11 protein-coding genes are annotated in these 17,837 nt (G+C 65.1%); 8 read left to right on the forward strand and 3 right to left on the reverse strand.

The genetic code is table 11. The features are described from left to right. Positions 1-7 precede the first annotated feature (7 nt). Positions 8-175: a LiaI-LiaF-like domain-containing protein gene (locus tag ACT6SE_RS14895; RefSeq protein ID WP_005418011.1), complete on the forward strand. Its 168-nt coding sequence runs from the start codon at positions 8-10 to the stop codon at positions 173-175. Between the two features lie 106 nt (positions 176-281). On the opposite strand, the gene dcd is transcribed toward ACT6SE_RS14895, so the two are convergent. Together dcd and apbC are read right to left on the reverse strand one after the other, a co-directional pair. Further along, positions 282-854, reverse strand: coding sequence for a dCTP deaminase (gene dcd / locus ACT6SE_RS14900; protein WP_014037995.1), 573 nt, complete (start codon positions 852-854; stop codon positions 282-284). A 77-nt stretch (positions 855-931) separates the two neighbouring features. Continuing rightward, entirely contained in the window at positions 932-1,786 is an 855-nt protein-coding gene (apbC, locus tag ACT6SE_RS14905; RefSeq protein ID WP_042359268.1) for an iron-sulfur cluster carrier protein ApbC, read from the reverse strand. A 213-nt stretch (positions 1,787-1,999) separates the two neighbouring features. On the opposite strand from apbC, the gene ACT6SE_RS14910 reads away from it, so the two are divergent. The 7 genes from ACT6SE_RS14910 to ACT6SE_RS14940 all read left to right on the forward strand — a co-directional run bounded on the left by ACT6SE_RS14910 (position 2,000) and on the right by ACT6SE_RS14940 (position 17,052). Further along, complete coding sequence (locus ACT6SE_RS14910) at positions 2,000-4,789, forward strand: TonB-dependent receptor plug domain-containing protein (protein ID WP_046431852.1); 2,790 nt, start codon at positions 2,000-2,002, stop codon at positions 4,787-4,789. Between the two features lie 387 nt (positions 4,790-5,176). Next, positions 5,177-8,155, forward strand: a complete 2,979-nt coding sequence (locus ACT6SE_RS14915) for a TonB-dependent receptor plug domain-containing protein (RefSeq protein WP_014647913.1) — start codon at positions 5,177-5,179, stop codon at positions 8,153-8,155. A gap of 94 nt (positions 8,156-8,249) precedes the next feature. Beyond that, positions 8,250-10,277, forward strand: a complete 2,028-nt coding sequence (locus tag ACT6SE_RS14920; protein ID WP_014647914.1) for an alpha/beta hydrolase family protein — start codon at positions 8,250-8,252, stop codon at positions 10,275-10,277. 172 nt (positions 10,278-10,449) lie between these two features. Next, positions 10,450-12,552, forward strand: coding sequence for a M13 family metallopeptidase (locus tag ACT6SE_RS14925; protein WP_032957470.1), 2,103 nt, complete (start codon positions 10,450-10,452; stop codon positions 12,550-12,552). Positions 12,553-12,767: 215 nt separating this feature from the next. Continuing rightward, positions 12,768-14,774 (forward strand): M13 family metallopeptidase, encoded by a 2,007-nt coding sequence (locus ACT6SE_RS14930; RefSeq protein ID WP_032957468.1) that lies wholly within the window; start codon positions 12,768-12,770, stop codon positions 14,772-14,774. Between the two features lie 123 nt (positions 14,775-14,897). After that, on the forward strand, positions 14,898-15,392 hold the full coding sequence (locus tag ACT6SE_RS14935) for a VOC family protein (protein ID WP_014647917.1): 495 nt from the start codon (positions 14,898-14,900) through the stop codon (positions 15,390-15,392). Positions 15,393-15,468: 76 nt separating this feature from the next. Continuing rightward, positions 15,469-17,052 carry a phytoene desaturase family protein gene (locus ACT6SE_RS14940; protein ID WP_014647918.1) on the forward strand — a complete coding sequence of 528 codons (1,584 nt, stop codon included), beginning with the start codon at positions 15,469-15,471 and terminating at the stop codon, positions 17,050-17,052. Positions 17,053-17,102: 50 nt separating this feature from the next. Here the strand turns inward: ACT6SE_RS14940 and ACT6SE_RS14945 are convergent, their stop codons facing one another. Continuing rightward, positions 17,103-17,774, reverse strand: a complete 672-nt coding sequence (locus ACT6SE_RS14945) for a rhomboid family intramembrane serine protease (protein WP_014647919.1) — start codon at positions 17,772-17,774, stop codon at positions 17,103-17,105. Between the last annotated feature and the right edge of the window lie 63 nt (positions 17,775-17,837).

A 17,837-nucleotide genomic window follows, 5' to 3' on the forward strand; every position in this document is an offset into this window, starting at 1 on the left:
CGACCCGATGCGATTCAACCTCGTTGCCGCCGTCCTGCTGATCCTGATCGGCCTGTTCATGCTCGCCAGCAATCTCGGCTGGACGCACCTGAACCTGTCCAAGCTGCTGTTGACCTGGTGGCCGGTGGCCCTGGTTGGTGTCGGCATCGCGATGCTGTTCGGTCGCGGCAAATAAGGAAGGCGGCGCATTGCGCCGCCTTCCCTCATGTAGAGCCGAGCCATGCTCGGCTTCAATGCAGGGCAGCCGAGCATGGCTCGGCTCTACAAATCGCCTGCAATCGTCAGGTCCGCGGCAGGGTCACGCCGGTCTGGCCTTGGTACTTGCCGCCACGGTCGCGGTAGGACGTCTCGCAGACGTCATCGGCGGCCGCCTGGAAGAACAGCATCTGTGCCACGCCTTCGTTGGCGTAGATGCGCGCCGGCAGCGGCGTGGTGTTGCTGAATTCCAGGGTGACGTGGCCTTCCCATTCCGGCTCCAGCGGCGTCACGTTGACGATGATGCCGCAGCGCGCGTAGGTGCTCTTGCCCAGGCACACCACCAGGGTATCGCGCGGGATGCGGAAGTACTCGACGGTACGCGCCAGCGCGAAGCTGTTCGGCGGGATGATGCATTCGTCGGCGGTGATGTCGACGAAGCTGCCCGAGTCGAAGTGCTTGGGATCGACGATCGTCGAGTTGATGTTGGTGAACACCTTGAACTCGCGCGAGCAGCGCACGTCGTAGCCATAGCTGGACGTGCCATAGCTGACGATGCGCTGGCCGTTGGCCTGCTTCACCTGCCCGGCCTCGAACGGCTCGATCATGCCGTGCTGCTCGGACATGCGGCGGATCCAACGGTCACTCTTGATGCTCATGCTTTGTCCTGGGGTACGAGGGGGCGCGAGGATTCTAGCAGGGGCCCGGCCTCGGCCGGCGGCCCCTGCCCCGGCCCTTACAGCAGCGACGACAGGATCGGGATCGAAGCCCGCGGGCGCTTGCCCACTTCCTCGATCAGGCGCTGTGCGGCATGGCGGTAGGCCTGGGCCGGCGCCGAATCCGGCTGGGCGACGGTGATCGGGGTGCCTGCATCGCCCTGTTCACGGATGCCGATCTGCAGGGGCAGAGAGCCCAGCAGCGGCACGCCGTACTGCGCGGCCATGCGCTCGCCGCCGCCCTCGCCGAACAGGTGCTCGATGTGCCCGCAACTGCTGCAGGTGTGCACCGCCATGTTCTCGACGATGCCCAGCACCGGCACCTCGACCTTCTCGAACATCTTCAGCGCTTTCTTCGCGTCCAGCGTGGCGATGTCCTGCGGCGTGGTGACGATCACCGCACCGGCCAGCGGAATCTTCTGGGTCAGGGTCAGCTGGATGTCACCGGTGCCCGGCGGCAGGTCGATCAGCAGGAAATCCAGGTCGTCCCACAGGGTGTCGTTGAACAGCTGGGTCATCGCCGAGGTGGCCATCGGGCCCCGCCAGATCATCGGCGTGTCCTCTTCGATCAGGTAGCCGATCGACATGGTGTCCACGCCAAAGGCACGCAACGGCTCGATGCTCTTGTTGTCCGGGCTTTCCGGGCGACCGGACAGGCCCAGCATGGCCGGCACGCTCGGCCCGTAGATGTCCGCATCGAGCACGCCCACGCGCGCACCGAGCTGCTGCAGCGCCACGGCCAGGTTCACCGAGGTGGTGGACTTGCCGACGCCGCCCTTGCCCGAACCGACCGCGATCACGTTGCGGATGCGGGCATGCGGCGTAAGTCCCTTCTGGACCTGGCTGACATGGGGACGGCGGGGAGAACTGTTCACAACGGGCACCGGCGGGGTCAGGGGGATAACCCGACATCATACAAGCTGGATGCAAGCTGACTGAAATTCAGGAATGCGACAGATTCGTGCACAGATTGTTAAGTTCATGTTACGTTCGATGAGCACTGTTTTGAGCTGCGGAGCCGGATATTCCAGCCCGCGCGATGGCGCATGCGCAGTGCCGTTTTTGTTTTTGCTCTCCAATGGAATTACATGAAACACGTCAGCAATACCGCACGTCGCAACACGCTCGCCGTCGCCCTGATGTCCGCTCTGATGGCCGCCGCCCCGGCAATGGCCCAGGACAAGGCGACCAACCTGGACAAGATCACCGTCACCGGTTCGCTGATCCCGCAGACCCAGGTCGAAACCCAGACCCCGGTGATGTCCATCACCGCCGAAGACATCCAGACCCGCGGCTTCAGCAGCGTTGCTGAAGTGCTGCAGCAGTCGTCGCTGACCACCGGCGGCCTGCAGGGTGGACAGACCTCGGGTGCGTTCACCCAGGGCGCCGAAGCCGCCGGCATGTTCGGCCTGAACCCGGGCTACACCAAGTACCTGATCAACGGCCGCCCGATGCTCTCGTATCCGGCGCTGTACAACGGCAGCGAGTCGTTCAACAACATCAGCGGCATTCCGATCGACATCGTCGAGCGCATCGAGGTCCTGCCGGGCGGCCAGTCGTCGCTGTACGGCTCGGACGCGATCGCCGGCGTGGTCAACATCATCCTGAAGGAACGCATGGACGGCGGCACGATGTCGATCCGTGGCGGCACCTACACCGAAGGTGGTGGCAGCAACATCCGCTTCAGCGCCGCCAAGGGCTTCAATGCATTCGACGACCGCTTCCACGCGCTGGTCAACGTGCAGATCGAAAACGGCAGCCCGATCTGGGGCTACCAGCGTGACATCACCAAGCAGAACAACCCGGTCGGCTACACCGCACAGCTGCCGTCGAACGACTTTGCCGTCATCGGCAACGCCGACAACAAGCTGTACATGATGGACCCGACCCGCTGCGCCAACGTCGCAGGCCTGTACGACGGCACCACCACCGTCGGCAAGCGTGCATCGGGCGAATCGTGCGGCTCGGTGTACAGCGCCGGCTACAAGACCCTGAAGAACGGCAAGAACAGCGGCCAGTTCTACTCGTCGATGACCTTCGACGTGAACGACAACTTCCAGCTGTTCGCCGATGTGCTGTACAGCAAGGAAAAGACCGAGTTCACCTCCGGCTCCAGCGCCCTGTGGTGGGGCACCAAGTCGGTGATGGGCGGTTTCTACGACCAGGGCCTGGGCAAGGTCGTGAACCTGCAGCGCGCCTTCGCACCGGAAGAAATCGGCCCGGGCCACTACAACAACATCCTGAACTCCGATGAGAGCCGTTCCTACCAGGTCACCTTGGGTGGCAAGGGCATGGTCGGCGACTGGGACTACAGCGCCAGCTTCACCCGCGGCGAATACCGCCTGGACCAGAACCGCTTCGCGCGCTGGAAGGACAAGATCGAAGGCTTCTTCGGCGACACCGTGCTGGGCCCGCGCCTGGGTACCACCGCTGATGGCTTCGCCATCTACAACCCGGACTACGCCGCGTTCTACTCGCCGATCACCCCGGACCAGTTCGCCAGCTTCACCGGCTATGGCACCCACCGCAGCAAGACCTGGCAGAACCTGGGTCGCGTGCAGGTGACCAACGGGTCGCTGTTCTCCCTGCCGGGCGGCGACGCCGGCCTGGCCGTGGTGCTGGAAGGTGGCAGCGAAGGTTGGGATTACTCGCCCGACCAGGCCTTCGTCGATGGTAACGCCTGGGGTGCCACCGCCGTGGCCGGTGCCGGCCACCGCAGCAACTACGCGGTGACCAGCGAACTGCGCATGCCGGTGTTCGAGTCGCTGACCATCAGCGCCTCGGGCCGCTACGACGCCTTCAAGATCGCCGACAAGACCGTTGACAAGGCCACCTACAGCATCGGCCTGGAATACCGCCCGGTTGAGAGCCTGCTGCTGCGCGGCAAGTACGGCACCGCATTCCGTGCGCCGACCCTGTCCGATGCCTTCCAGGGCATGAGCGGCTCGTTCGCCTCCGGCCAGAACGACTACTACCGCTGCAGCCAGATGGGCTACGCGCTGCGTGACGAAGCCTGCTCGTTCTACAAGACCACCTCGGTGTACAGCGAAAAGTCCGGCAACCCGGACCTGAAGCCGATCACCGCCGACGTGTGGAGCGCGGGCGTGGTGTGGGCCCCGGTGAGCAACTTCTCGCTGTCGGTCGACTACTACAACTGGAAGATCAAGAACGAGGTCAAGACCCTGAGCACCGACCAGCTGCTGCTGGCCGAGTACCAGTGCCGCAACGGCCTGCCGAACAACACCTCGGCCAGCTGCCAGAACGTGACCGACTGGGTGTCCCGCGACGCCGGTGGCAACCTGGCCCGCGTGTACACCCCGAAGCTCAACGTGGCCAGCCAGAACCTGGAAGCGGTGACCGTCGGCGCCAAGTACCAGCAGGACCTGGGCCGCTTCGGTTCGCTGATGTTCTCGGGCAACTACACCAACATGCTGAAGCGTGAAGTGGTGCCGCTGCCGGGCGCACAGAAGCTGGATCTGCTGAGCGATCCGTACAACATGTGGTACTACGACAACTTCGCCAAGGTGCGCGGCGATGTGTCGGTGGGCTGGGCCATCTCCAAGTTCACCACCACCCTGTACGCCAACTACGTCGGCAGCACCCCGAACTACCTGGCCTACACCGGCCGCAGCTATGACTACGTCCACTCCTCCGGCGCCAAGGCCGGCAAGTGGGGCTCGTACACCACCTACAACATGAGCCTGAACTACCAGGCGCAGGACGATCTGACCCTGTCGCTGATGGTCAACAACGTGTTCAACAAGCTGCCGGAAGGCCAGCGCTACAACTACCCGGGCAACGAATCGACCCCGTTCAACGACGGCTTCTACAGCGTCTACGGCCGTCAGATCTCGGCCCAGGTCAAGTACGACTTCTGATCCCGTCGTATTCCGGACTGCGTGTCTGGACCAGGCCCCGCTTCGGCGGGGCCTTTTTTTGTCCGTCGCACAGCACGGCCACATCCCGTTCACGGTTCAGACACGTTTGACATGAACCGAAACAAATCAATACATATCAATGAGATGAAGGAGAAATGGGCGCTCCTGTCACTGCAAGGTGCGCACATCACCCACAGCTTCATGACTCCCTCGTGAACGTTTGACAGGCTCGGTTAATGTCGTGTTAATCTCGGGTCATCGGCACGTGAAGCCGGTACCAGCGCCGGGTGGCAGCACGCTGCCGACCCCGGGCAAGGGGCACACGGAGACGCCGACAAGGACCTGTCCCGGTGTACGACGCAATCATTCGATTCAAGGGGATTTCAGATGATCAATCGCAAGTCGCTCAGCAAGCATCCGCTGAGCTTCGCCCTCGCCTCCGCCGTGCTGCTCGCTGCGGCCGCCCCGGCGATCGCACAGGACGCCTCGGGCTCGACGCAGACCACCGAAGAGGCATCCAAGTCCAAGGCCACCAATCTGGATACGGTGACCGTCACCGGCTCGCGCATCAGCCGCGACGTGTTCAACTCGGTCTCGCCGGTGCAGGTCGTCACCCGTGAAGAAACCACCCTGGCCGGCTTCAACTCGACCACGGCGGCCCTGCAGAGCACCGCGGTCACCGCCGGTGCGGCGCAGATCAACAACGCCTATGGCGGCTACGTCACCGACGGTGGCCCGGGCGCCAACACCCTGGGCCTGCGCGGCCTCGGCCCGACCCGCACCCTGATCCTGCTCAATGGCCGCCGCGTGTCGCCGGCCGGTACCCGCGGCTCGGTGGGCTCGACCGACCTGAACGTGCTGCCGAACTCGATCGTCGACCGCGTCGAAATCCTGAAGGACGGTGCGTCCTCGATCTACGGCTCCGACGCCGTTGCCGGCGTAATCAACATCATCACCAAGAAGAAGGTCGATGGCGTCAGCTTCGAAGCACAGCACAACGCCACCGATGGCGGCGGCGGTGAAGAGCGCCGTTACTCCATCATGTTCGGTGCCACCGGCGAGCGCTCGCACTTCTCCGGCTCCTATGAGTACTACACCCGCAACGAGCTGACCCTGGCCGACCGCAGCTGGGCCGGTGGCTGCCCGACCGACATGTACCGCGACATCGACGCGGGCGACTATTGGGGCAGCGGCGACTTCATCGACCCGCTGACCGGCAAGCCGAAGTGCTGGTCGCTCGATGCCGGCGGCACCACGCTGAACACCATCGGCACCAACACCCGTACCGGTGTTGCGGCCCCGGGCGGCGCCGGCACCCGCTTCAACCGCTGGCGCCCGAATGCGGCCATCACCACCGGCCTGGTGGGCTACGAAGGCGTGGACCTGAACACCCGCGACACCTTCGATCCGGCCATGCGCAACCAGTCGCTGATCTCGCCGACCAAGACCCACACCCTGTACCTGCAGGGTGGCTTCGACCTCAACGCACTGGGCGATGCCGAGCTGTACTACGAGTTCCTGGGCAACAAGCGCAAGTCGACCCAGACCGGCTATCGCCAGCTGACCCTGGACTATGCCGTGGGCAGCCCGCTGATCCCGGCCAACCTGCGTGACAGCGTTGCCGGTGCTCCGACCGACCAGACCAGCGGCAAGAACCTGGGCGTGCGTGCGTTCATCGGTTTCGGCAACGACACCAACAAGCAGAACGTCGACTTCCTGCGCTTCAATGCCGGCCTGCGTGGCCACCTGAGCTCGGAGTGGAACTATGACTTCAACGTCATGCACTCGCGCAGCGACGCCGACTACACCTTCGAGAGCTTCCTGACCAGCCGCCTGCGCCAGAGCCTGGACGTGGTCTCCAACGGTGCCGGTGGCTATGTCTGCCGGGACGGTTCCAACGGCTGCATCGCCGCGCCGGCGCTGAACACCAACACCATCGGTGGCAAGCTGCCGCAGGACTGGAAGGACTGGGTGTTCGTGCCGGTCACCGGCAACACGCTGTACAAGGAAACGACGGTCAACTTCAACGTCAACGGCCCGCTGTTCGACATGCCGTACGGTTCGGCCGGTGGTGCATTCGGCGTCGAGTACCGCAAGGCACGCATCGACGACACCCCGTCGCCGTACTCGATCAATGCCGACCTGTACAACCTGACCAACGCCACTCCGACCCGCGGTTCGGACTCGGTGTTCGAAGCCTACGGCGAACTGGAACTGCCGCTGCTGTCCGGCGTCACCGCTGCCGAGGAACTGACGGTCAACCTGTCCGGCCGCTACACCGACTACAAGTCCTACGGCTCGGATGAGACCTACAAGATCGGCGCGCTGTGGACCCCGGTGAAGTGGCTGTCGTTCCGTGCGTCGTACGGCACCTCCTACCGCGCACCGGCGCTGTTCGAACAGTTCCTGGGCGGCACCACCGGCTTCCTGAGCAGCAGTGCCGACCCCTGCAACGAGTATGGTGATCGCAACCCGAGCTCGCCGCGTTACCAGAACTGCGCATCGCTGGGCCTGGCACCGGACTACCTGGCCACCCAGGGCGTGACCGTGGTCACCCAGGGTGGTGCCGAGGCCGGCCTGGAAGCCGAAACCTCCAAGGCCAAGACCCTGGGCGTGGTGATCCAGCCGGAATTCGGCAGCGGCTTCGGTGACCTGTCCTTCGCCGCCGACTACTTCGACATCGAAGTGAAGAACGGCGTCGACAGCGCGGGCGGCGCGAACATCCTGTCGCGCTGCTACGACAGCGGCAGTGCCGACTTCTCCTCCGGTTCGGGTCTGTGCCGCCTGGTGGCCCGCAACCCGGTCAACAACCAACTGGTGGTGACCAACGGCTTCATCAACCTGTCCACCGACAAGGTCCGTGGCCTGGACTTCACCACCCGCTATGTCCGCGAAATCGGCCCGGGCACCCTGCGCACCACGCTGCAGTTCACCCACTACCTGGAACAGGCCAGCAAGGTCTTCTCCGACGATCCGCTGGTGGACTACAACGGCATGCTGTCGCGTCCGGAAAACACCGCCTCGCTGGACCTGAGCTACAAGTGGAAGAACTGGCAGGTGCGTTACGGCCTGGACTGGATCGACAAGATGGACAGCTACGCGTACTACGAGGAGCGCAACCCGGGTGACTTCGATCCGGCCACCTCGGCGTACAAGCTGTACACCCCGAACTACTTCCTGCAGGCCATCTCGGTGAAGTATGAAGCGGACAAGTGGTCGGTCACCGGTGGCGTGCGCAACTTCGCCGACCGCAAGCCGCCGACCATCTCGCAGGGTGTCTACAGCACCGTCGGCAACGCGCTGCTGTACAGCGGCTTCGACTACTTCGGTCGCAGCTACTTCCTGAACATCACGCGTTCGTTCTGATCCTGCTCCCTGCAACCGCCGCCCTTCGGGGCGGCGGTTCCATTTCAGGCACCGGATTCTCCGCAGGCCGGTGCCAACGCATTCCGAGGTTGCAATGAAGCGAGCCCTGCTGCTGGCGGCCCTGGCCAGCCTTTCACCGTTGCTGCACGCCAAGCCTGTGGCGCCCACCATCGAACAGATGGCCGCCTTCCCGGCCATCTCCAGCCTGTCGTTGTCACCAGACGGAAAACACATCGCCGGCCTTCGCGCCGATGGCGAGGAGCGCGTGATCGTGGTTTGGCGGACCGATGCACTGGACAAGCCACCCACGGTGATCGGCGCCAACCGCATGAAGTTCCAGAGCGTGTCGTTCATCAAGAACGGACAGCTGGCCGTCGTGCTGTGGCAACCCTACGACCTGCGCGCCGACCGGGTGACCAAGACCTTCGTCAGCAAGTTCTTCATCACCGACATCGAAGGCAAGCAGTGGAAGGAGCCGATCACGCCGCCGCGCGCCTCCAGTCGCAATGAAGAGCTCGAGCAGGCACTGGCCAACGCCACGGTGCTCGACACCCTGCCCAACGATCCCGACCACATCCTGGTGGTCAACGGTTCGGGCAGCAGTTCCGGTGACGTCTACAAGGTCGACCTGCGCAACTTCACCTCCCAGCGCATCCAGAAGACCGAAGAGCGCGTGGCGGGCTATATCACCGACCTGGACAGTGAACTGCGGGCACGCCTGCGGCAGGACGTCGACGGTACCGGCGCCTACGTCGCCACCGAGTTCCGCTCGCCTGCCAACGGTGCCTGGGAGGAGCATTTCCGCTCCTACGTGAAGAACCGCGACGTCAACCAGGTGATCGGCTTTGCCGATGATCCGAACATCGCGTTCGTACTCAGCAATGTCGGCCGCGACAAATCAATCGTCTACGAGTACGACATCACGGCCCGCAAGCAGAAGGAAGTGCTGTTCGAGCACAAACTGTTCAACGCCGGCTCGATGCTGATCAACCGCCACCGGAGCGGTGCGGTACCCTTCGGCGAGATCATGGGAATCGGCTACGCCGGTCCGCGCGGCGACGACATCCAGTGGACCTCTCCGCGCATGAAGGCCCTGGACCAGGGGCTGCGCCAGGCGCTTGGCATCCGCCAGGAGCCGCTGGCGATGGTCGATACCGCGAACGGCCAGCGCTACACCGCCAACTACGATACAGGCCTGAGCTACCGCATCGTCGACTACACCGCCGATCTTTCCAATGTGCTGGTGGCTACCTCCGGCCCTTCCAACCCGCCCGAGTATCACCTGCTGCACGACGGCAAGCTGACCCTGCTGGCCAAGACCTATCCGCAGATCCAGCCAGCCGCGCTGGGCACCACCCGGCTGGTCTACTACAAGGCACGCGACGGGCTGGACATTCCGGCATTCCTGACCACGCCCAGCACCGAGCTGTGCGGTGCCGGCCCGTGGAAAGCCGTGGTGCATCCGCACGGCGGCCCGTGGGCACGCGATGGCATGGACTTCGACGGCTCGATGTGGGTACCGCTGATGGCATCACGCTGCATGGCGGTCCTGCGCCCGCAGTTCCGCGGCTCGGCCGACTGGGGCCGCAAGCTGTGGATGGCCGGTGATGCCGAATGGGGCCAGAAGATGCAGGACGACAAGGACGATGGCGCGCAGTGGATGATCGACCAGAAGATCGCCCAGCCCGGCCACATCGCCATGTTCGGCTTCTCCTATGGCGGCTACTCGGCGTTCGCGGCTTCGGTGCGTCCCAATGGCCTGTACAAGTGCGCCATCGCCGGTGCCGGCGTTTCGGACATCAAGAAGATCTGGTCGCGCTTCTATACCAACCCGTTCTTCCGCCAGGCCCAGGCGCCGACCGTGGCCGGCCTCAACCCGGTCGACAAGGCCGGTGAAATGAAGATTCCATTGATGGTCTACCACGGTGACCGCGACCGCACGGTGCCGATCGAGCAGTCGGAGTGGTTCGTGAACAAGGCCAGGGGTTCGGGGCAGCCGGTCGAGTTCCACGCCATCGCCGACTACGCGCATGGTCCCGCCTGGACCCGCGCGATCATGGGTGACCAGCTCAGGCTGATCGACGACTACCTGGGCAAGGGCTGCGGCGGCGGCGGCCTGTAAGCCGCACCGCTTCCTGCAAGGGCGTCCACGGGGCGCCCTTGCACGTTCTGGCCCTTGCGCCCGGACATGACCTTCGACACCCTTGCAGGCCAGGCCGGCGGCGTATCGTTCGGCCCACGGCCGTACCTGCGGCTTCTCCCTGACTCACTCGGCCTGGAGGCCAAGAATAGTGATGACGCGCACTCCCAAGATCGTCCTGCTCAGCCTGGCCGTGTCGGCCGTGCTGGCCGGCTGCGGCAAGAACGAAACCCCGGCCAAGGATGCCGCGACCCCCGCCCCGGCCACCGCCGAAGCCACCACCTACAAGCTGGACGACAGCAAGCTGCCGGCCTACAACGCCTTCCAGCCGAGCGACCTGGACACCACCAAGGACGCGTGCACCGCCTTCGGCGACTACGTCAACAGCAAGTGGCTGGCCGCCAATGAAATCCCGGGCGACCGCACCAGCTGGGGCGCGTTCACCATCCTCGACGAACGTTCGGTGGCCGTGCAGCACCAGCTGGCCGAACAGGTTGCGCAGGTCAAGAATCCGAACCACATCGAGAAGATCGTCGGCGACCTGTGGGCCACCGGCATGGACGAAGCCAAGATCAACGCCCAGGGCATCGAGCCGCTGAAGGCCGACCTGGCTGCGATCGACGGCCTGCAGGACAAGGCGGCCATCGCCAACTACCTGCGCACCAGCGCCGCCAAGGGTGACAACCTCCTGTTCGGCTTCGGCGCTGAAGCCGACTTCAAGAACTCCGGCGTGAACATGGCCTATGCCAGCCAGGGCGGCCTGGGCCTGCCGGATACCACCTACTACACCGATGCCAAGAACGCCGACAAGCTGAAGGCCTATCAGGCGCATGTCGCCAAGGTGCTGGAGCTGTCCGGCGTGGCCGCGGCCGATGCAGCCAAGCAGGCCGAGGACGTGGTCAAGTTCGAAACCCGCCTGGCCAAGGCCTCCAAGTCGCGCGTGGAGCTGTCGCGCAACGTCGAGCTGTACTACAACCCGGTCACCCTGGCCGACGCCGACAAGCTGACCCCGAACTTCAGCTGGACCGAGTTCTTCAAGTCGCAGGGCGTGGCCGCGCCGGAGAAGTTCTCGCTGGCCATGCCGGCCTTCCATGAGGAAGTGAGCAAGTCGCTGGCCGACACCGATCCGTCGGTGTGGCGCGCCTACCTGCGCTTCCACACCGTGGACAGCGCCTCGCCGTACCTGGCCGATGCCTTCGTGCAGGAGAACTACGAGTTCTACGGCAAGACCCTCAACGGCCAGAAGGAGCAGAAGCCGCGCTGGAAGCGTGTGCTGGGCACCATCGAAAACGATGCCGGTGAAGCCTTCGGCCAGCTGTACGTGAAGGTTGCCTTCTCGCCGGAAGCGAAGGCGAAGATGGAAGAACTGGTGAAGAACCTGGCCGCCTCGCTGAAGGACCGCATCCAGGGCCTGAGCTGGATGAGCGAGGAAACCAAGGCCAAGGCCATCGCCAAGTGGGAAACCTTCACCCCGAAGATCGGTTACCCGGACAAGTGGCGCGACTGGTCGGGCCTGCAGACCCAGCGCGACAGCTACCTGGGCAACGTGCGCGCGGCCAACGAGTTCAACTACAAGTTCAACCTGTCCAAGATCGGCAAGCCGGTGGACAAGACCGAGTGGGGCATGACCCCGCAGACCGTCAACGCCTACTACAACCCGCTGCAGAACGAGATCGTGTTCCCGGCCGCCATCCTGCAGCCGCCGTTCTTCGATCCGAAGGCCGACGACGCGCTGAACTACGGCGGCATCGGTGCGGTGATCGGCCATGAGATGACCCACGGTTACGACGACCAGGGCGCACGCTTCGGGCCGACCGGCAACATGGAAGACTGGTGGACCCCGGCCGACAAGAAGAACTTCGAAGGCCTCACCGGCAAGCTGGTCAAGCAGTTCGACCAGTACAAGGTCGACGGCCAGGCAGTGAACGGCCACCTGACCCTGGGCGAGAACATCGCCGACCTGGGCGGCCTGGCCACCGCCTACGACGCCCTGCAGAAGGCCACCGCCGGCAAGGAAGATGCGAAGGTCGACGGCTTCACCCGCGACCAGCGCTTCTTCTTCAACTGGGCCACCGTGTGGCGCACCAAGTACACCCCGGAAAACGCCAAGGTCCGCCTGGCCACCGACCCGCACGCCCCGGCGCAGTTCCGTGCCATGGGTGCGCCGTCGAACCTGCCGACCTTCGCTGCCGCGTTCCAGTGCAAGGCCGGTTCGCCGATGGCCCGCACCGGCGAGCAGCAGGTGGTGATCTGGTAAGCCACGGCTGACGCTGCGGCAGACCTGCAAAGGCCCGGGAATCCCGGGCCTTTGTTTTTCACAGCGCCCGTCATCCACGCATGGCCCAGGCCGTTGGTAGATGCCGACCCTGGTCGGCGCACGGCCCAGCGGCGCCACCGTGACGCGTGCATGCCGCGCCCATGCACGGCTTGCTATAGTGCGCGCGCCCTCAATCCATCACGGATTCGTTCCACATGCCCAATTTCCGTCCGCTTGCCATCGCCCTGGGCATCAGCCTGGCGACGCTGGTCCCGACCCACGATGCGTTCGCCGCCAAGAAGAAGGCCGCGCGCGCCCCGGCCGTCAGCGCCCAGTGCAGCGACTTCTACGACGCCACCAACGCAGGCTGGCTGAAGGCCAACCCGGTGCCGCAGACCGGTGCCACCACCGCGCTCGGCCAGCTGGTCGAGCGCAGCCGCCAGCAGCAGCGTGAACTGCTCGACGCCGCGATGAAGTCGCCGCAGGGCAACGTGCAGAAGCTGCTGGGCGACTTCTGGGCCAGCGGCCTGGACGAAGCCGCCGTGGAAGCGGACGGCTCCAACCCGATCGCGCCGCTGCTGACCCGCATCAACGCCATCAAGAAGGCCAAGGATGTGCCGGCCTCGATCGCCGCACTGCACCAGGTGGGCATCCCGGTGGCCTTCAACTTCGGCCCGGACGTCGACCTGAAGGCACTGGACCGCCACATCGGTTACTTCATGCAGGGCGGCATGGGCCTGCCGGACCCGGCGTTCTATACCCGCACCGACGCCGATACCGTGGCGCTGATGGGGCGCTACCGCAACTACGTCAAGCAGATCCTGGCGCTGACCGGCACCCCGGCGGCCAGGCTCGATGCCGAATCGCAGGCGGTGATCGCGCTGGAGACCGAGCTGGCGCGCAATGCGCAGTCGCTGGCCGGCATCAACAACCCGTTCAACAACTACGCGCCGATCTCCACCAAGGAGCTCAACAGCCGTTACCGCAACCTGCAGCTGGACGCGTTCCTGAAGGCACAGGGCGTGGACGACGACCTGGTCTCGCTGGCCGACCCGGGCCTGTTCAAGCAGCTCGATGGCATGGTCACCAAGCTCAAGCCGGACCAGTGGAAGGCCTACCTGCGCTGGCGCGTGGGCGACTCGATGGCACCGTACCTGTCCAAGGCCTACCGCGACGCGGAGTTTGAATTCCGTGGCCGCGTGCTGCGTGGCGAAACGCTGCCGCCGCAGCGCTGGGAAGACGTGCTGGAGGCGATCAACGTGGCCGCCGGCCCGATGGTCGGCCGCGAATATGCGGCCCGTTACCTGTCGGCCGAAGACCGTCGCCAGGCGGCGTGGATCGTCGACAAGCTGCGCGAAGTGCAGATCGAGGCGGTCAAGAACAACAGCTGGATGAGCGCCGAAGCCAAGACCGAAGCGCAGGCCAAGCTGGCTGCGCTGAAGATCGAGATCGGCACCCCGTTGCGCGACCTCGACTACAGCGTGCAGCCGATGGGCCGCGGTTCGTTCGGCGGCAACATGCTGATCGCGTCGACCTGGCGCCACCGCGAGGAAATGAAGCGCATCGGCAAGGGCAACGCCGACCGCCGCTGGGACGTGCTGCCGCAGCAGCCGTCGCTGGCCTACGACCTGGCACAGAACCGCCTGATCGTTACCGCGGCGATCCTGCAGGGCCCGGTGTTCAATGCCAAGGCCGACGCCGCCGACAAGTTCGGCAGCTTCGGTGGCCTGGTCGGCCATGAGCTGACCCGTGCGATCGACGCCAAGGGTGCACTGGTCGACGCCAAGGGCGAACTGCGCAGCTGGTGGACCCCGGCCGACAAGACCGCCTGGACCCTGCTTGGCAACCGCGTGGCCGCGCAGTACAGCGCCTACGATTTCCCGGGCGTGAAGGGTGCCAAGGTCAACGGCACGCTCACCCAGGAAGAGAACCTGGCCGACATCGCCGGTCTGGAACTGGCCTGGGCGGCCTATACCGCGCAGGAGCCGAAGGCCAAGCCGGCACAGCAGCAGGGCTTCTTCCGCGCCTGGTCGGCGTTGTGGGCACAGCAGCTGTCGCCGAACGAGGCCGTGCGCCGCCTGACCGCCGACATCCGCGCGCCGGGCCTGTGGCGCAGCAACGGCACGCTGGCCAACCTGCCGGCATTCGGTGCCACCTTCAGCTGCAAGGCCGGCCAGCCGATGCAGCGCAGCGAAGCCGACCAGATCAAGGTCTGGCGCTGAGCCACGCGCACTACCCGTAGTACAGGGGGCGCCTTCGGGCGCCCTTTTTTGCGAGTGCAGCACGATCCCGGGTTAACACCGCGCGTGCTATCGCTGCGGCTTCGTCCATCGCGGAGCCCCGACATGGCACACAAGAACACGATCTGCCTCTGGTACGACAACGGCGCGCTCGAGGCCGCCACCTTCTACGCCAGCATCCTGCCCGACAGCGCGGTGATCGCCGTGCATCACGCCCCCGGCGACTTTCCGGATGGCAAGGAAGGCAACGTGCTGACGGTCGAGTTCACGGTCTGCGGCATTCCCTGCGTCGGCCTCAACGGCGGCACCGCGTTCAAGCACAGCGAAGCGTTTTCCTTCCAGATCCAGACCGAGGACCAGGCCGAGACCGACCGCCTGTGGGATGCGATCGTCGGCAACGGTGGACAGGAAAGCCAATGCGGCTGGTGCAAGGATCGCTGGGGCATCTCCTGGCAGATCAGCCCGCGCATGTTGATCGAAGCCGTGACCAGCAAGGACAAGGCATTGGCCAAGCGAGCCTTCAACGCGATGATGCCGATGAAGAAGATCGACATCGCCACCATCGAAGCGGCAATCAAAAAAGGGGACGGAGGGGATTAAGTCGTTTCTCCCCATGCCCCGTGTGCAGATGCAGATTGCGACTTAATCCCCTCCGTCCCCTTTTTGCGAGGTGTTGATGTCCTGGGATGCGATCGTCGTTGGTGGCGGCCACAACGGCCTGGTCTGCGCGGCCTATCTGGCGCGCGCTGGAAAGAAGGTGCTGGTGCTGGAACGTCGTGGCGTTCTCGGCGGTGCCGCAGTCACCGAGGAATTCCATCCCGGCTTCCGCAACTCGGTGGCGTCGTACACGGTGTCCCTGCTGCAGCCGAAGGTGATCGACGACCTGCAACTGCATGCGCATGGGCTGCGCATCATCAATCGCCCGGTCAACAACTTCCTGCCGATGGAGGATGGTCGTTATCTGCTGTCGGCACCGGGCCGCACCCAGGCAGAGGTCGCGAAGTTCTCCGAGCGGGATGCGCAGCGGCTACCCGAATACGAAGCGCGCCTGGAGATCTTCGCCGATGTGCTGCGCGCGTGGGCCCTGCGCGCGCCACCGGATGCCGGCGTTGCCGGTGGTTGGCGCGCGTTGCCTGCGCTGTGGCAGATGGGCCGTCTTGGTCGTGAACTGGCCACGCTGGATGCCTCGCTGCGGCAGGAGCTGCTGGACCTGTTCACGCTGTCGGCAGCCGAGTATCTGGATCGCTGGTTCGAAAGCGAACCGATCAAGGCGCTGTTCGGCTTCGATGGCATCGTCGGCAACTACGCAAGCCCCTATACACCGGGCAGTGCCTACGTACTGCTGCACCACGTATTCGGCCAGTGCAATGGCGTGAAGGGTGCGTGGGGCCATGCGATCGGCGGCATGGGCGCGATCAGCCAGGCGATTGCAGCCTCGGCACGCGAGGCCGGAGCGGAACTGCGCGTGGAGGCCGGCGTGCAGCGCGTGCGAATCGAACAGGGCCGCGCGGTGGGCGTCGAACTGGCCAACGGCGAGATCCTGCGCGCACGCACGGTGGTTGCCAACGTCAATCCGAAACTGCTGTACGAACAATTGCTGGAACCGGCACAGGTACCCAACGCGACACGCGAACGCATGGCGAACTGGCGCTGCGGTTCCGGCACGTTCCGGATGAACGTGGCGCTGTCGCGGCTGCCGGAGTTCCGCGCCCTGCCCGGGCCCGGCGATCACCTCAGCGCCGGCATCATCATGGCACCCAGCCTGGATTACATGGACCGCGCCTGGCTGGATGCGCGCCGCGACGGTTGGGCGCGCGAACCGATCGTGGAAATGCTGATTCCGAGCACGCTGGACGATTCGCTGGCGCCGCCCGGGCAGCACGTGGCCAGCCTGTTCTGCCAGCATGTGGCGCCGGTGTTGCCTGAAGGCCGCCATTGGGACGATCACCGGGAGACCGTGGCCGACCTGATGATCGCCACCGTCGAACGGCATGCGCCCGGCTTCACCGCCAGCGTGCTCGGTCGGCAGGTGCTGTCGCCGCTGGATCTGGAACGCACCTTCGGCCTGGTCGGCGGCGACATCTTCCACGGCGCACTGAGCGCCAACCAGCTGTTCTCGGCACGGCCGATGGTCGGCCAGGCCGGCTATCGTGGCGCCCTGCCCGGGCTGTACCTGTGCGGTTCGGGCACACACCCCGGCGGTGGCGTCACCGGTGCACCGGGGCACAACGCGGCGCAGGTGGTGTTGCAGGATCTGTAGAGGCGTGCCGACCAACGGTCGGCACCTGCAGCGTCAAATGATCCTTCGGATCATTTGACGCTGCGCAGATGGTTCGGGCGCTTCGGTGGGCCGGGCGGGCGGCGCTTGAACGGCGGCTGCCCGCGCCAGTAGCGGATCAGCAACCAGCCGAACAGCATGCCGCCGAGGTGCGCGAAGTGGGCCACGCCCGGCTGCCAGCCGGTCATGCCCAGCACCAGCTCGCCCACACCGAACAGGATCACGAAAGTGCGCGCCTTCATCGGGATCGGCGGGAACAGCAGCATCACCCGCTGGTTCGGGAACAGCATGCCGTAGGCCAGCAGCAGGCCGAACACGCCGCCGGAGGCGCCCAGCACCGTGGCAGGGTTTTCCAGCAGCGTACCCACCAGCAGCTGGCAGACACCGGCACCGGCCACGCACACCAGGTAGTACAGCAGGAAGCGCTTCTCGCCCCAGGTCTGCTCCAGCGGCGCGCCGAACATGAAGACCGCCAGCATGTTGAAGAACAGATGGCCGAAGCTGCCATGCAGGAAACCGTAAGTCAGCAGCTGCCAAGGCTGGAAGTTGCCACCCGGCGAGAACGCGTCGAAGCCCTGCTGCAACGGTTGCAGCATGAACGGCTCGAAGGTCTGCATGCCGAGCAGGAACGGCTGCTGCAGCAGGAACAGGATCGCGTTGGCGATCAGCAGGGCCTTGGTGACGGTTGGCAGTCGCGGGAACATGGGAGCACCGGCATGGAACGGCCTCCATCATAGCCGCAGCATCGTGTCTTGTTGGCGACCCGC

Source organism: Stenotrophomonas sp. LC732 (assembly GCF_052446685.1).
GTDB lineage: Bacteria > Pseudomonadota > Gammaproteobacteria > Xanthomonadales > Xanthomonadaceae > Stenotrophomonas > Stenotrophomonas muris.

Excerpts from the sequence above, each read along its gene's own strand:
- ACT6SE_RS14895 (WP_005418011.1), top strand. The coding sequence starts at position 8 with ATGCGATTCAACCTCGTTGCCGCCGTCCTGCTGATCCTGATCGGCCTG.
- dcd (WP_014037995.1), bottom strand. The coding sequence starts at position 854 with ATGAGCATCAAGAGTGACCGTTGGATCCGCCGCATGTCCGAGCAGCAC.
- ACT6SE_RS14910 (WP_046431852.1), top strand. The coding sequence starts at position 2,000 with ATGAAACACGTCAGCAATACCGCACGTCGCAACACGCTCGCCGTCGCC.
- ACT6SE_RS14915 (WP_014647913.1), top strand. The coding sequence starts at position 5,177 with ATGATCAATCGCAAGTCGCTCAGCAAGCATCCGCTGAGCTTCGCCCTC.
- ACT6SE_RS14920 (WP_014647914.1), top strand. The coding sequence starts at position 8,250 with ATGAAGCGAGCCCTGCTGCTGGCGGCCCTGGCCAGCCTTTCACCGTTG.
- ACT6SE_RS14925 (WP_032957470.1), top strand. The coding sequence starts at position 10,450 with ATGACGCGCACTCCCAAGATCGTCCTGCTCAGCCTGGCCGTGTCGGCC.
- ACT6SE_RS14930 (WP_032957468.1), top strand. The coding sequence starts at position 12,768 with ATGCCCAATTTCCGTCCGCTTGCCATCGCCCTGGGCATCAGCCTGGCG.
- ACT6SE_RS14935 (WP_014647917.1), top strand. The coding sequence starts at position 14,898 with ATGGCACACAAGAACACGATCTGCCTCTGGTACGACAACGGCGCGCTC.
- ACT6SE_RS14940 (WP_014647918.1), top strand. The coding sequence starts at position 15,469 with ATGTCCTGGGATGCGATCGTCGTTGGTGGCGGCCACAACGGCCTGGTC.
- ACT6SE_RS14945 (WP_014647919.1), bottom strand. The coding sequence starts at position 17,774 with ATGTTCCCGCGACTGCCAACCGTCACCAAGGCCCTGCTGATCGCCAAC.